The organism is Methylobacterium sp. J-072 (genome assembly GCF_022829425.1).
In the GTDB taxonomy this organism is placed as follows: Bacteria; Pseudomonadota; Alphaproteobacteria; order Rhizobiales; family Beijerinckiaceae; genus Methylobacterium.
On record NZ_JAKSYK010000039.1, the window covers coordinates 48,098 to 62,058 of the forward strand.

Annotated in this window: 13 protein-coding genes; 11 read left to right on the top strand and 2 right to left on the bottom strand. The window is 67.3% G+C overall.

What is annotated here, in order from left to right; genetic code table 11:
- Window position 1 precedes the first annotated feature (1 nt).
- The 6 genes from MKK67_RS03805 (at window position 2) to MKK67_RS03830 (ending at window position 5,679) form a co-directional block, all read left to right on the top strand.
- On the top strand, window positions 2-862 hold the full coding sequence (locus tag MKK67_RS03805) for a branched-chain amino acid ABC transporter permease (protein ID WP_243962299.1): 861 nt from the start codon (window positions 2-4) through the stop codon (window positions 860-862).
- The gene (locus MKK67_RS03810; RefSeq protein ID WP_243962300.1) at window positions 859-1,881 is read left to right on the top strand and encodes a branched-chain amino acid ABC transporter permease; all 1,023 of its coding nucleotides are present in this window, start codon (window positions 859-861) and stop codon (window positions 1,879-1,881) included. The genes MKK67_RS03805 and MKK67_RS03810 overlap by 4 nt, the downstream gene beginning before the upstream one ends.
- Window positions 1,878-2,621 carry an ABC transporter ATP-binding protein gene (locus MKK67_RS03815; RefSeq protein ID WP_243962301.1) on the top strand — a complete coding sequence of 248 codons (744 nt, stop codon included), beginning with the start codon at window positions 1,878-1,880 and terminating at the stop codon, window positions 2,619-2,621. The genes MKK67_RS03810 and MKK67_RS03815 overlap by 4 nt, the downstream gene beginning before the upstream one ends.
- Window positions 2,611-3,336: an ABC transporter ATP-binding protein gene (locus MKK67_RS03820; protein ID WP_243962302.1), complete on the top strand. Its 726-nt coding sequence runs from the start codon at window positions 2,611-2,613 to the stop codon at window positions 3,334-3,336. The genes MKK67_RS03815 and MKK67_RS03820 overlap by 11 nt, the downstream gene beginning before the upstream one ends.
- 109 nt (window positions 3,337-3,445) lie before the next feature.
- A complete protein-coding gene (locus MKK67_RS03825; RefSeq protein WP_243962303.1) occupies window positions 3,446-4,702 on the top strand; it encodes an alpha/beta fold hydrolase in 1,257 nt (418 codons plus the stop codon).
- Window positions 4,703-4,731: 29 nt separating this feature from the next.
- Window positions 4,732-5,679 (top strand): NAD(P)-dependent oxidoreductase, encoded by a 948-nt coding sequence (locus tag MKK67_RS03830; protein ID WP_243962304.1) that lies wholly within the window; start codon window positions 4,732-4,734, stop codon window positions 5,677-5,679.
- Window positions 5,680-5,804: 125 nt separating this feature from the next.
- Here the strand turns inward: MKK67_RS03830 and MKK67_RS03835 are convergent, their stop codons facing one another.
- The gene (locus MKK67_RS03835) at window positions 5,805-6,821 is read right to left on the bottom strand and encodes a TAXI family TRAP transporter solute-binding subunit (protein ID WP_243962305.1); all 1,017 of its coding nucleotides are present in this window, start codon (window positions 6,819-6,821) and stop codon (window positions 5,805-5,807) included.
- A 245-nt stretch (window positions 6,822-7,066) separates the two neighbouring features.
- Complete coding sequence (locus tag MKK67_RS03840; protein ID WP_243962321.1) at window positions 7,067-7,810, bottom strand: IclR family transcriptional regulator; 744 nt, start codon at window positions 7,808-7,810, stop codon at window positions 7,067-7,069.
- A gap of 516 nt (window positions 7,811-8,326) precedes the next feature.
- On the opposite strand from MKK67_RS03840, the gene MKK67_RS03845 reads away from it, so the two are divergent.
- From MKK67_RS03845 to MKK67_RS03865, 5 genes are read left to right on the top strand one after another with little or no spacing between them, the layout of a single operon-like run.
- Window positions 8,327-9,337 carry an ABC transporter substrate-binding protein gene (locus MKK67_RS03845; RefSeq protein WP_243962306.1) on the top strand — a complete coding sequence of 337 codons (1,011 nt, stop codon included), beginning with the start codon at window positions 8,327-8,329 and terminating at the stop codon, window positions 9,335-9,337.
- Window positions 9,338-9,384: 47 nt separating this feature from the next.
- Window positions 9,385-10,536: an acyl-CoA dehydrogenase family protein gene (locus MKK67_RS03850; RefSeq protein ID WP_243962308.1), complete on the top strand. Its 1,152-nt coding sequence runs from the start codon at window positions 9,385-9,387 to the stop codon at window positions 10,534-10,536.
- Window positions 10,533-11,663: an acyl-CoA dehydrogenase family protein gene (locus MKK67_RS03855; protein ID WP_243962310.1), complete on the top strand. Its 1,131-nt coding sequence runs from the start codon at window positions 10,533-10,535 to the stop codon at window positions 11,661-11,663. The genes MKK67_RS03850 and MKK67_RS03855 overlap by 4 nt, the downstream gene beginning before the upstream one ends.
- Window positions 11,664-11,679: 16 nt before the next feature.
- Complete coding sequence (locus MKK67_RS03860) at window positions 11,680-12,951, top strand: CaiB/BaiF CoA transferase family protein (protein ID WP_243962312.1); 1,272 nt, start codon at window positions 11,680-11,682, stop codon at window positions 12,949-12,951.
- Window positions 12,948-13,751, top strand: a complete 804-nt coding sequence (locus MKK67_RS03865) for an enoyl-CoA hydratase/isomerase family protein (RefSeq protein WP_243962314.1) — start codon at window positions 12,948-12,950, stop codon at window positions 13,749-13,751. Before MKK67_RS03860 ends, MKK67_RS03865 begins: the two co-directional genes overlap by 4 nt.
- Window positions 13,752-13,961 lie beyond the last annotated feature (210 nt).

The following is a 13,961-nucleotide window of genomic DNA, read 5'->3' on the forward strand; positions in this document are numbered from 1 at the left end:
CGTGGCGCTCATCCAGGCCATTCTCGACGGGATAATGATCGGCGGCGTCTACGCCGTGACCTCGATCGGTCTGACGCTGGTGTTCGGCGTGATGGGCATCATCAACTTTGCCCAGGCCGAATTTCTCATGCTCGGCATGTTCATCGCGTGGTTTGCCTGGGCCAAGCTCGGGCTCGACCCGCTGATCGGCGCCTTTCTGGCCTTCGGGCTCGTCTTCCTCTTCGGCCTCGCCGTGCAGCACTGGCTGGTCCGTCGGGTGATGCGTGCGCCCGAAGTCGCGCAGATCTTCCTGACAGTCGGCTTGCTGATCGTTCTGGAGAACGCCGCGCTGCTCGCCTTCGGCTCAGATTTCCGCTCGGTATCGACACCCTACCAAACCGCCGCTCTCCGGCTCGGGCCGCTGTTCATCAGCGTGCCCTATCTCGCCGCCTTCGCGATGTCCGCACTCAGTGGCCTGGGGCTGTGGTGGTTTCTGCGGGTGAGCTGGTTCGGTCGAGCGATGCGGGCGACAGCCCAAGACCCGATGGCGGCGCGGTTGTCGGGCATCGACGTCGACCGGATGCGTCGCCTCGCTTTCGGCCTCGGTGTCGGACTCTCCGCCTTCGGAGGCGCGGTGATCCTGCCGTACCTGACGGTCTATCCCACGGTCGGCAGCCAGTTCACGGTCTTGATGTTCACGGTGGTGGTGCTCGGTGGCCTGGGCAGCGTGGCGGGCGCCGTAGTTGGTGGCCTCGCGGTCGGGGTGATCCAATCGCTCTCGGGACTCGTCTTCCCGATCCAGCTTCAGAACCTCGTGCTGTTCGTGGTGTTCATCGCGGTCCTAGCGGTTCGCCCCGAGGGTCTTCTGGGGAAGGCGCGATGAGCGTTTTCGCCACGTCCCTGCCCTCAGCGGGAGCGCCGATCTCACGGCGATTTGTGCCCGCGGCTGCGCTCGCGGCTGCGCTGCTCGTGCCGCTCGCGCTCGACGGCGACGGCTACGCGATCCGCGTCATCGCCCTGGTGTTCCTGTTTGCGGCACTGGGCCAGAGCTGGAACATCGTCGGGGGGCTCGCAAACCAGATCTCGCTCGGGCACGCGGCCTTCTTCGGGATCGGTGCTTACACCTCGACGCGACTCCTGATCGACTTCGGTCTGTCGCCCTGGTTCGGGATGCTCGCCGGAGGCGTCCTCGGGGGAGCCGCCGCCGCCTTGATCAGCCTCCCGACGATGCGTCTTCGTGGCCACTATTTCGCCCTCGCCACCCTCGCCTTCGGGGAGGTCATGCGCGTCGTCGCCAACGCCTGGACCGGCCTGACCGGCGGCCCCGTCGGCATTTCCGTTCCCTATTCTGCGCCGGGGCTGTGGATGCTGAGCTTCAAGGGCACGCTCCCGTTCTACTATCTGAACCTCGCCGCGCTCGTGGGGGTGACGGCGGTGTTTGTCGGCATCCGCCGCTCGGCCTTCGGCTACCGACTCCGCGCCGTGCGAGAGGACGCGAGCGCCGCCGAGGTCGTTGGCGTCGACACCGCGCGTATCAAGATCCAGGCGGCCGTGATTTCCGGGGCGTTGACCGCGATGCTCGGCACGCTCTACGCCCAGATGAACTTCTTCTTCGATCCAGACGCGGTGTTCGGCGCGGCGCCGATCTCGGTGCGCATCGCCCTCATCGCGATTGTGGGTGGCATCGGTACGGCAGCGGGCCCGATCCTCGGTGCGATCCTGATCGTGTCGTTGGAGGAGATCGCCAACGTACTGCTCTCGGGTCAGGTCGCCGGACTGTCGAACCTCGTCTACGGCCTGATCCTGATCTCGGTGATCATGATCCAGCCGCACGGACTCGTCGCCATGGGCCCGGTGTTCCGGTGGCCCTGGCGCGTCCCCGCCGTGGATGCACCGAAGTGACCGCGCCGGGCATGCCGATGAGCCCGATCCTGGAGTTGCGCGGCGTCGGCAAGCGCTTCGGTGGGCTGCAGGCGCTTCAAGATGTGAGCTTTGAGGTCCAGCCCGGTGAGATTTTGGGTCTGATCGGCCCGAATGGCGCCGGGAAAACCACCCTGTTCTCGACACTGGTCGGCCTGCACCGGGCGGATGCCGGGACGATCCAGCTGGAGGGCCGGAATCTCGTCGGGCTCAAACCCCACCGGATCGCACGGCTCGGTCTGACCAAAACCTTCCAGAACGTCGCGCTGTTCATGGACACGGACGTTCTCGACAACGTCGTCATCGGCGCCTTGCTGCACCACCCGTTGCCCGAGGCACGCGTCCGCGCTCTCGCCTGCCTGGAGCGCGTCGGGCTCGCCAGTATCGCGCACAAACGGGCAGGCGACCTCTCGTTTCCCGAACGCGCCCGCGTCGAGGTCGCCCGTGCCCTGTCGACCGAGCCGAAGTTGCTCCTGCTCGACGAGGTCATGGCGGCGTTAAACGCCGTGGAGATGGCGGAGATGATGGACCTGATCCGGGCACTGCGTGCGGACGGGCTCACCGTCATCGTGGTCGAGCATCACATGAAGGCGATCATGGCGCTGTGCGACCGCATCGTCGCGCTGAGCTTTGGCCGGCTGCTGGCGGTGGGTTCGCCAGACGAGATCGTTCGACACCCCGATGTCGTCACCGCATATCTTGGGCGCGCCTATGCCGAGTGAGGCCGTCGACCTCCTGAACGTGCGCGACCTCCATGCCGGCTACGGCAAGGCGGACATTTTGCACGGCGTCTCCCTGCGCGTCGGCGCGGGCGAGTTCGTCTGCGTCATCGGAGCCAATACCGCGGGCAAAAGCACGCTTCTGCGGGCGATCTCCCGCCTCGTGCCCCGGGCACGTGGGGCTATCAGCTTTTGCGGCACCGACCTGATGTCTATGCCGGCCCACGCCGTGCCGGCGCTCGGCATCGCCCACGTGCCCGAAGGGCGTCACGTCTTCGGTGACATGACGGTCGAGGAGAATCTGTGGCTCGGCGCGTTCAGCCGGCGGCGGGAACCGAGCCTCGGCGAGCGGATCGAGACGGTCTACGCCCTCTTCCCCCGGCTCGCCGAGCGGCGCAGGCAGCGCGCCGGCTCGATGTCGGGGGGCGAGCAGCAGATGGTGGCCCTCGGGCGCGCGCTCATGCTCGCCCCGGGTCTGCTGATTCTCGACGAGCCAAGCCACGGACTCGCGCCGATCGTCGTCGAGGAACTGCACCGAGCCCTGTCCGACATACACGCCCAGGGAACCGCCATCCTCTTGGTGGAGCAGAACACGGCGCTCGCCCTTGATGTCGCAAGCCGGGGCTACGTCTTGGAGGCTGGTCGCATCGTGATCGAGGGGACCGCGGAGATGTTGCGGACCAACTCGCAGGTGCGAACCGCCTATCTCGGGATCTGAGCGCCGGATGTCCCATCTCCCTTTCCAGGCTGCCGTCAGAACAAATGACCATCCGGCCGAGGGGGCGGTGCGTTTGGCTGTCTCCTGGGCAACGGGCTGAGGGACCGAGATGCTGGATTTTATCGCGACGCTGACAGCGCGCCTGCCACGCGCCCTAGACGATCCCGAGTTGCGGGCGTCGGCGCGTGGCCTGGACGCGCGCGTCCAGCTCGCGTGCGGCGACGCGGCGGTCGACCTCGTGTTCGCGCCCGATACGCCGACGCGATGGTGTGATTCCGCCGGCGGCGTTGTCGACGTCGCTCTGACCGCGCCGCCGGCCGTTTGGGAGGCCGCCCTGGCGCGGGTGCCGCCGCCGCGGCACCAGTCCTTTACCGCCCTGCAACTGGCAAATCCCGACGCGACCGTGTCGGGCGACCCGTTGCGGGTGGCACAGGCGCGCCCGGCCCTGGAACGGTTGCTTGAGGTCCTGCGGCTGGTGGCAGGACCGGTCACCACCGGTGGTTCGCCGCCTCAGCCGGTCGCCCGGGATATGGGCCAGGTGATCGGACGCTACGTGTCCCTGATCACTCAGGAGGGGCCGTGCGAGGTCTTTTTTGAGACGGCGGGCTCTGGGTCACCGGTGGTATTCCTGCACACCGCCGGGGCGGATTCGCGGCAGTACGGCGCGTTGCTGTCGGACGTGGCATTGGCGCGGGACTGGAAGCTCCTGGCATTCGATTGCCCCTTTCACGGGCGATCGCTGCCACCCCTGGATTGGGACGGGGGCGCGTATCGTCTCGACAGCGTACGCTACGCTTCGTGGGTCACGACGTTTCTGGAGACCGTTGTGTCGGCGCCAGCGATTCTGGTCGGCTGCTCGATGGGTGCGGCGATCGCCTTGACGGTCGCTGCCGACCGCCCCGACCTGCTGCGGGGAGTCATCGCTCTGGAAGCGCCGCTGCGCTCATCGGGGCGCCGCAACCCCTATCTCGCCCATGCGGCCGTCTCAGGGGGAATGCACAACAGCGCCTACGTGCGCGGTTTGATGAGCCCGACCAGCCCGGAAGCGTGGCGGCGGCGCGCCGCGTGGATCTACGCGCAGGGTGGACCGGGCATTTATACCGGCGATCTGGCCTTCTACAGCGACGAGTTCGACGGGGCCCGGGTCGCGCCGCGAATTGATGCGGGCCGGCTTCCGGTCCACCTCCTCACCGGGACCTACGATTACTCGGCCACCACCGACGATGGTGCGGCGCTCGCGGCCCTCATGCCGGGCAGCGGTTTTCACGAGATGCCGAACCTCGGACATTTCCCGATGTCCGAAAACCCGGACCTGTTCCGCCCTTACTTCACGCGGGCACTTGAGGCGATCCGGGCTGCCGGCTGACGAATAGCAGATCCATGGAGGAGAGAACGATGGCGGACCACAAGATCATGCCACCCGCGACGCTTGGGTTTATCGGCCTGGGTAAGATGGGACTTCCGATGGCCGTACGGTTGATCGAGGCCGGCTACGCCGTGCGCGGCTACGATCCAGCCCAGCAGGCCCTCGACAACCTGGTCGGCGCTGGCGGCACGGCATGTACGTCCGCCGCGGCAACGGCGGCGGGCGCGGCGGCGGTGATCACCATGTTGCCCGATGGCGATACCGTGCGCCGCGTGGTTCTCGACGACACCGATCCGGTCGGCACCGCGATGACCCGGGGCGCAGTCTTGATCGAGATGAGCTCCTCGGCCCCACTCTCGACCCGGGCGCTCGGGGAGAGACTGGCGGGGGCTGGGATCGATGTCGTCGATGCGCCGGTCTCGGGCGGTGTGAAGAAAGCTGTCGCCGGTACCTTGTCCATCATGGCAGGCGGCGAGCCAGCAGTGATCGAGCGCATCACGGGCGTGCTGGACGCGATGGGCGGCTCCATGTTCCGAACCGGCGCCTTGGGTTCAGCGCATGCCATGAAGGCGCTCAACAACTACGTCTCTGCCGCCGGGTTGATCGCCGCCTGCGAGGCGGTGCAGATCGGCGCTGCGTTCGGCCTCGACCCAGAACTGATGACGGATATTTTCAACGTCTCCACCGGGCGCAACAATTCCACTGAGAACAAGCTCAAGCCCTTCATCATCACGGAAGCCTACAATTCGGGCTTCGGGCTCGCGCTCATGACTAAGGATATCGGTATCGCGGTTGATCTCGCCAAAGAGCTGGCGCGGCCCGCACCCTTTTCCCAAGATGTCGTCGCATTCGCCCGCCGCGCTCTGGAACAGCTGGGCCCCGCCGCCGATCATACCGAAGTCGATCGTTATCTCAAGAACTTGGCCGCCAAAGCTGTTGGTGAGCCTCGTGCGTCAGCACAAACCCTTAAGTCATAGTGACACCAGGAACGCCGCAACGGTACCCCCTCACTGTTGCCCCTTAAAAGGGTCAGAGGTGCTGGTTAGGGCCGGGTCCTCGCAGTGCTACGCCAGAGACTGCGGCCGGGAAGGCTCCGCGAGGCTCACTGCGGAACGGCGCCGATCTCCCGCAGATAGATTGCGGTCGCCGGATGCAGCCACGCGGCCGGCACATTCGAGACCAGGTTGCGCGGATCGCTCTCGTGTCCCTGTGCATAGTGGCGCGCCAGCGTGTTCCGCCCCTGATCGATCGCCCGCACGAGGCGCGAGACGAAGGCGTCATCGAGCCCTGGCCGGCCTAAAATGAAGCTCCAGGAACCGACGGTCTCGAGCGCCCTGTCCTGTCCCTTGAACGAGCCCGCCGGGACGGTCAGGCGTCGCAGCGACGAGCGGAGCGCGAGGATCTTCGGGACTGCTTCCGGCGCCGGGCCGAAGAAGCGGGCGCCGCCGGGCGCGTCCGCGAGGGTCTTGAAGCCTGGCCAACCGAGGCTCGCACCCCACAAGGCAGCCGCTCGGCCATCGCGGACTTGAACGGCGCCATCGCCGGCATCGTCGAGAAGGATCGGGCGGATGTCATGCTCGGGATCGATGCCTGAACCCAGGAGCACGGTGCGCCCCATCAGCGTAAAGCCGGAGGCTCGCGTGCCGAGCGCGACGGCGCACCCGCGCAAGTCCTCCACGCCGTGGATCGGGCTGGCCTTCGGGACCACGAACAACCCGGGCGATGCGTCGATCGGGGCGACGACGGTCAGCCCGGACCCAGAGGTTGGCTGAGCATTCAACGCGTCGAAGGCGTACTCCCCCTGCACGAGGGCCAGATCGAGCTTGCCTTCCCGCAGCAGCGCGAGGTTTTCAGTCGAGCCCTTTGTGATGCGAGGCTCGATCGTCAGACCGGGATCAACCTCGTTGACTGCTGCGACGAGCGCGCGACCGAAGGCGGGGAACGAGCCCCCCGGCGTTGCCGTGCCAAGTACGATACGTCTGGTCGCTTCGCCCTCCTGACCCCGGCTCGATGTTGGGGCGAGGGCCAGACATGCTAGGAGAAGACGGCGTGAGATCACGATAATCGGCCTTCCCGTGGATAAGCCAGACCGAACTACGCGACCGTCCCTGGACCGCACCGCGTCTTGTGCCTCGCACCACCATCTTGATGGCGGTGCCCCGGCCCTGCTCAGGAGGCCGAGATACGTGCCTAAGGTTGAGCGATAGGTCCGGTCGGTGATGGCCCCAGCCTGTCGGCCGCACAGGAGGGAGCAGATGATCTTGAAACTAACGGAGTGGTCGTCACACCGCCTCACTCAGAACGAGCTGCCACGGCGCAATCGCCCCCTGCCCTAACTGGCCGCGGACATACCGATCCATCTTCCTAGTCCATGTGTACGAGGAAACGTGCGATCGCATCGTGAATCATCGCGACGATCTGCGCCTCCCGTCGCTCAAATTCCTCGAGCAGTCCTGAGACCGCAACGGCGAGGGGACGGCCCTTGCGGTCGATGCGGTTGGGTAGTGGCACCGCGATCGACCCGGCACCGGACGTGACGAGGCCATGAGAAAAGAAATGGCCGTCCTGCCGCAAACGGGCCACGTTGGCCAAGACGGCTGAGACCTGAATCGGGGGTTGCTCGGGCGGGGCCTCCGCGTTCGTGCGCCGCACAAGTGGGCCGATCTCGGCATCGGGGATACCGGCGAGAAGCGCGGTGCCGGTCGCCGACCACACCACAAGTCGGCGCGTGCCGGGTGGGACGTGAAAGCGCATCGCGGTTCGCGCCTGCAACACGTGGACGTACTGCGAATAGATGGTGTTGCGTGCCGCCAGGATCACCGTGCCGCCCGTGCACTCGGACAGATGCTCGAGCATGCGCACGAGACTACCGTCGCGCACCGGCCCCTTGTCGAGCCACGCGCCCAGCAGCGCGACCCGCGGCGACGGCAGGAAGCTGCGGCTATCGGCGTCGTAATCGAGATAGCCGAGTTGGGCGAGGCTCTTCAGAAGCATCGAGGTTGAGGATTGCGGAAAGCCTAGGCGCTCGGCAATCTCCGAGACCCGAGCTTCGCGCTGAAGCTCGTCGAACAGCTCCAGGATCTGAAGCACGCGGCCCGCGGATTTCACGAAAGCCAAGGAGGGACCGACTGCATCGGCCCTAACTAAGAGGTCCGTGCTCGAACCCGCTCCGGTCTTTACCCGAGGCGTGAAGCGGCCGGGGCCAATCATACCCAGCTCCAGGCCGGTAGTGCGAGGAGGCTGTGAACGGCCGCGAACGTGATATCCGCGCACCGTGAAGCCCACGAATAGACTGCCCGCCCGGCAATCATTTGAGTCGCCCGCAACTCGAACGAACATGGCGTCTGCGGTGCGACTTCATGGCATGTCCAATTATCGTGAATGGAGTACGGGCCGCTTAGGTCCAGCTGCCGTCATGAATGCATCACCGCATCCGCGCTCGACGACGTATAGTGCGAATCATCCGCCGCTCCATCACAGATGTGATATTGCTCAGCAGATCGACGATGACGGTTGAAGACCAATCCCGGCTCTGTCCTACTCGAGGGCGAGCGCCGGACGGTGATGCTGTCCGGACGTGCTGAGACCGCGCGCCAAGGGCGGCTCTGCTCGGGAGGAATGCCGATGTCGATCCGCCTCGCGGCCGTCGCCGCGCGTCTCGTCGCTGTGGCGCTGCTGCTGTCCGCTTTGAGCGGACCGACCCGCGCCGAGACGAACACGGTCCGCATCGGCCTGCAATACGGTCTCGTCTACCTGCCGGTGATGATCGCGCAGAACGAAGGTTTGTTCGATAAGCGCGCCAAGGCGGCAGGCCTCGACGGGTTGTCGGTCACGCTGAGCCGCTTCAGTGGCTCAGCCGCGATGAACGACGCGCTGCTCTCCGACAGCATCGAGCTGGGCACCCTCGGCGCGACCGGCGCCCTGATCGCCTGGGACAAGACCCGCGGTCGTCAGCAGATCAAGAGTCTCTGCGCCCTCACGTCAGTCGTCTACACGCTGTTTACGGGCAAGCAAGGCGTCACCGCGCTGAAGGATTTTACCTTTGGTGACAAAATCGCGGTCCCAGCCTTTAACTCGCCGCAGGCTATCCTGCTGCGGGTGGCCGCGGCCCGGCAACTCGGCGATCCGGCCAAGGCCGATACGCTGATGGTGAGCCTGCCCCACCCCGACGCCACCGCGGCCATGCGCGCCGGGCAAAGCATCGCCGGCTACTTCTCGACGCCACCCTTCACCCAGGTCCTGCGGGGGGATCCCAAGCTCCGGGCGATCATGACCTCCACCGGTCTGATCGGCGACGGTGACCCCACCGCCGCGACCCTGAACGCCAAGCAGGGCTTTGTTGACGCCAATCCCAGAGTGGCGCAGGCGATCCTCGCCGGCATGGAGGACGCGGTTTCGCTTATTCGCAGCGACCCGAGGCGGGCGGCGGCGATCTATCTGGCTTCAGAGCAGGTGCAGATCGATCAGGCCCAAGTCGAGGCGACCCTCACCGACGGGTCCCTGGTCTATGGCGTGGCCCCGAAAGACATGGTCAACCTCGCCAAGGCGATGGCGGCGCAGGGGCTCCTGCGCAAAGTGCCGACCGACTGGCAGGAACTCTTCTTTCCGGGCCTCAAGGACCGCGACGGGAGCTGAGCGGGCCATACGGGCGAGCCCCTGATCTGACAGACCACGGAGCAGAGATGCAGAGCTTTCGCTTCAGCGCCGAACCGCTCCCGGCCGAGGCCGAGGCGGCCCGCGCGGCCGTCCGCGTTTTCCTCGACGCTGAACTGGCGGCCGGGCACTTCGTGCCGCATCGGACCTCGTGGACGACCTTCGACGCCGGCTTCAGCCGACGTGCCGGGGCAGCTGGGTTCATCGGCCTGACCATGCCGGAGGCGTATGGTGGCCATGAGCGGTCCGGCCTCGTCCGCTTCGTCGTCACCGAGGAGATGCTGGCGGCCGGCGCGCCCTGCGGGGCGCACTGGATCGCCGACCGTCAGTCCGGCCCACAGATCCTGCGGCACGGTTCCGAGGCGGCCAAGCGGGCGATCCTGCCGCGGATCTGCCGCGGCGAATGCGCTTTCGGCATCGGCATGAGCGAGCCGAACTCGGGCTCGGACCTCGCAGCCGTACGCACCCGCGCGGTGCGCGACGGCGACGATTGGTTGATCAACGGCTCCAAGATCTGGACGACGAACGCCCATCAGGTCGATTACCTGCTCGCCCTGGTCCGGACCGGTGAGCCCGGACCAGACCGGCACGGCGGCTTGACCCAGTTCATCATCGACATGGCGGCTCCCGGGGTCACGGTGCGACCGATCCTCGACCTGTCAGGCCACCACGAGTTCAACGAGGTGTTCTTCACTGACTACCGCGTCCCGGACGCCATGATGGTCGGCGCGGAGGGCGAGGGCTGGGGGCTCGTCACGGAGGAACTCGCTTTCGAGCGCTCGGGGCCCGACCGCTTCCTGTCGGACTACCGGCTGCTCGTCGAACTCGTCGACCGGATCGGGCCGGAACCCGACCGGTTCCAGGCGGTCGAGACCGGCCGGATGGTGGCGCAGCTCACCGCGCTCCTCGGCATGTCGGCCTCGGTGGCCCGGCTCCTCGACAAGGGCGTCGTCCCCGGCGTCGAGGCAGCGCTCGTGAAGGATGTCGGCAACAGCTTCGAGCGCGCCGTGCCAGAGATCGCCCGGCGGCTCGTGCCGGTTGAGCCCAGCCTCACCGCGCAGGGCGAGCCGTTCCGTGAGGCGCTCGGCGGCGTGACCCTGCGGGCGCCCTCCTTCACCCTGCGCGGCGGCACCCGCGAGGTTCTGCGCGGGGTCATCGCCCGGGGGCTGGGCTTGCGATGAACACGACCAACCACGCACAGGATGGGTCAGCCGACGAAATCGCCGCCATCGTCCTCGATCAATTTGAGCGGCTGCTGGCCCAGCATCTCCCGCCACAGTTGCTGGCGGCCTGCGACGGGGCCGTGAACGACGCGGCCTGGCCCGCAGATCTCTGGAGGGCGCTTAACGACAGCGGTCTGCCGCTGGCCCTGGTGCCTGAAGCGGCCGACGGGATCGGTCTGAAGGCTGGGACAGCTGCCCGGCTGATCCGGCGCTGCGGGCAGGCGGCCCTGCCACTGCCACTGCCCGAGACCATCGCGGGTGCGGCGCTCTGGGCGGCGGCCGGCGGCGGCGCATCGGAGGGCGCCCTAACCTTGGTCCCAGCCGGCAGCCCCGTTCGGATCACGCGACGGGCCGACGGCTTCGTCCTCGACGGGCGGGCGGCGCAAGTGCCCTGGGGCGGTTCGGTCGCGGCCCTGCTCGTGGATGCGATCGACGCCGCGGGCGCAGTGCACCTCGTGCGGATCGCAGCACCGGGCACGGTTCGCGACATGCGCCACAATCTCGCGGGCGAGCCACGCGACGCCCTCGACCTCACGGGCTGCACCGTCGCCATCGACGAGGTGTGGACGGCGCCGGACTGGGCCGCCGAGGTTGGTGTCGGCTCGGTGGAGACAGTCGGCGCCTGGGCGCGCGCGCAGCAGATGGTAGGCGCGATGGAGACCTGCCTCACCTCCGCCCTGGATCACGCCCGCGAACGGCAGCAATTCGGGCGGCCGCTCGCCAAGTTTCAGGCGATCCAGCATATGCTGGCCGAGGCCGCGGGCCACGTCGCGGCGGCGACCGCCTCGGCCGATCTCGCCGCTGTGTGCTGGGGAGACGCACGCTTCGTCCTCGCCACCGCGATCGCCAAGGCGCGCTGCGGCGAGGCGGCAGGCCACGTCGCTGCAATCTGTCATCAGATCCACGGGGCGATGGGTTTCACCCAGGAACACCCGCTGCACCGCGCGACGCGGCGGCTGTGGTCCTGGCGCGATGAGTTCGGCTCCGACGCCGTGTGGCAGGAACGGATCGGGCGCGCGGTCTGCGCGGGCGGCGGCGCTGCACTTTGGCCTTTGCTGGTCCGGCTGCGGGCCGGTGCCGGCTGAAATGGGAGATCGGTGCGTGCTGGATCATTCCGCCGAGACGAAAGAGGACGGTCCCCTCGCGGGCGTGCGGATCGTGGATCTCACCAGCGTGATCATGGGGCCCTCGGCCACACACATTCTGGCCGATCTCGGGGCGGACGTGATCAAGATCGAGACGCCGGAGGGCGACTCCTTCCGTCACTACCGGCCGGCCCGCAACCCCGGGATGGGCGGCAACTTCCTGCACCTCAACCGCAACAAGCGCAGCGTCCGCCTGGACCTGAAACGGCCCGAGGCCCGCGCGGCCCTCGACCGGCTGATCGCCACGGCGGACGTCTTCGTGCACTCGATGCGCCCGGACGCGATCCTGCGGCTGGGCTACGGCTACGACCGCGTGCGCGCGCTCAAGCCCGAGATCATTTTCTGCGGCGCCTACGGCTTCGGGGCCGACGGCCCCTACGCGCACAAAGCGGCCTACGACGATCTGATCCAGGCTGGCTCCGGCCTCGCCACCCTCCAGACCGCCGCCACCGGTCAGCCCGGCTACCTGCCCACCGTGCTCTGCGACAAGATCGCGGGGCAGGCCATCGCCTGCGCGATCCTGGCGGCCCTCTACGGGCGACGCGCCGGCGGCAGCGGGCAGGCAGTGGAAGTGCCTATGTTCGAGACCATGGTGGAGTTCAACTTCGTCGAGCACATGGTCGGCTACGCATTTCAGCCACCGCTCGGGCCACCGGGCTTCAACCGGGTGCTCAGCCCGAAGCGCAAGCCCTACCGCACCCAGGACGGTCACGCCTGCATCCTGCCCTACTCCGACCGGAACTGGCGCGACTTCTTCATCTACACCGGCCGACTCGAGTTCGTGGACGACCCGCGCTTTACGCCGCTCGCCGTGCGGGTGGAGAATATCGATGTCCTGTACGCGCTGGTGGAGGAGGAGGCGCCGCGCAGGACCACGGCAGAGTGGGTGGCGTTCTGCGACTCGGTGAGCATCCCGTGCATGCCGGTCCTCGGGTTGGAGGACCTGCCGGAGGACGCGCATCTGAAGGCGGTGGGCTTCTTCGGCACCGCCGAGCATCCGAGTGAGGGGCGCTACCGCACCATGCGCCGGCCGGTCTCGTTCAGCGGCAGCCGATTCATGATTCGCCGCCACGCGCCCCGGCACGGCGAGCACACCGCCGAGGTCCTGGCCGAGGCGGGCCTCGATCCGTCGGAGATCGCTGCCCTGGGCGCGGACATGACCGCGCCCGAAGCGACGACCACGACGGTCGAACGCTCGGCCGTCGCACCTCTGGAGACCGCCCCATGACCAGCCAGACCGAGGATCTGAGTGCGGGCGAAGACCTCCTGTTCGGTGTCGCCGAGGGGGTGGCGACCATCACGTTGAACCGACCAGAGCGGAAGAACGCCTTCACCTTCCCGATGATCGAGGCCTGGACGGCGGCCCTCCAGCGCTGCCGCACGGATGAGGCGGTCCGCGTCGTCATCGTGACCGGCGCAGGCCCAGCCTTCTGCAGCGGCGGCGACATCGTCGAGATGGGCGAGCGCCTCGACCAGCCGCCCCAGCGGCGTAAGGACGAACTTTTTAGCCGGATCCAGCGCATCCCGCTGGCGCTCGAGGATCTCGACAAGCCGGTCATCGCCGCGCTGAACGGCGTGGCCACCGGGGCGGGCCTCGACCTCGCGCTGATGTGTGACCTGCGCTACGCCGCGCGCAGTGCCCGCTTTGCCGAGACCTATGTTCGCGTCGGGCTGGTGCCCGGTGCCGGGGGCGCCCACTTCCTGCCCCGACTCGTCGGCACCGCGAAGGCGCTGGAGCTGTTCTTCACCGGTGACTTCGTCGATGCGGAGGAAGCGCTCCGGATCGGCCTCGTCAACGGCGTTCACGACGATGTGGCCCTGATGCCGGCGGTCGAGGCGCTGGCGCGTCGGATCGCCAAGGCGCCACCGCTCACGCTGAGCCTGATCAAGCGCGCAGTCTATCAGGGAATGCGCAACGACCTGCGCACCAACCTCGACCTGATCTCCTCGCACTATGCGGTGATCACCGCGACGCCCGAGCATCGGGATGCGGTGCAGGCGTTCATCGGCGGGCGCAGCAAGCCTTGAAGTGAAGGGCGCCCACTTGAGTGCTGGGGGGCTTCCGGTTGGGTCACCCCGCCCCCGTACGTGATGTGGGGAAGAGGACGTCCCAGGAACTAAAGCAGCAGAAGCAAAACAGCATCGGCATTGTGTCAGTCAGTTCCATTTTTTGATTAGACTGATCGCGAAAGATAATATCAAATACCATTCGAACGATTAAAGGACTCGCCAAATGAA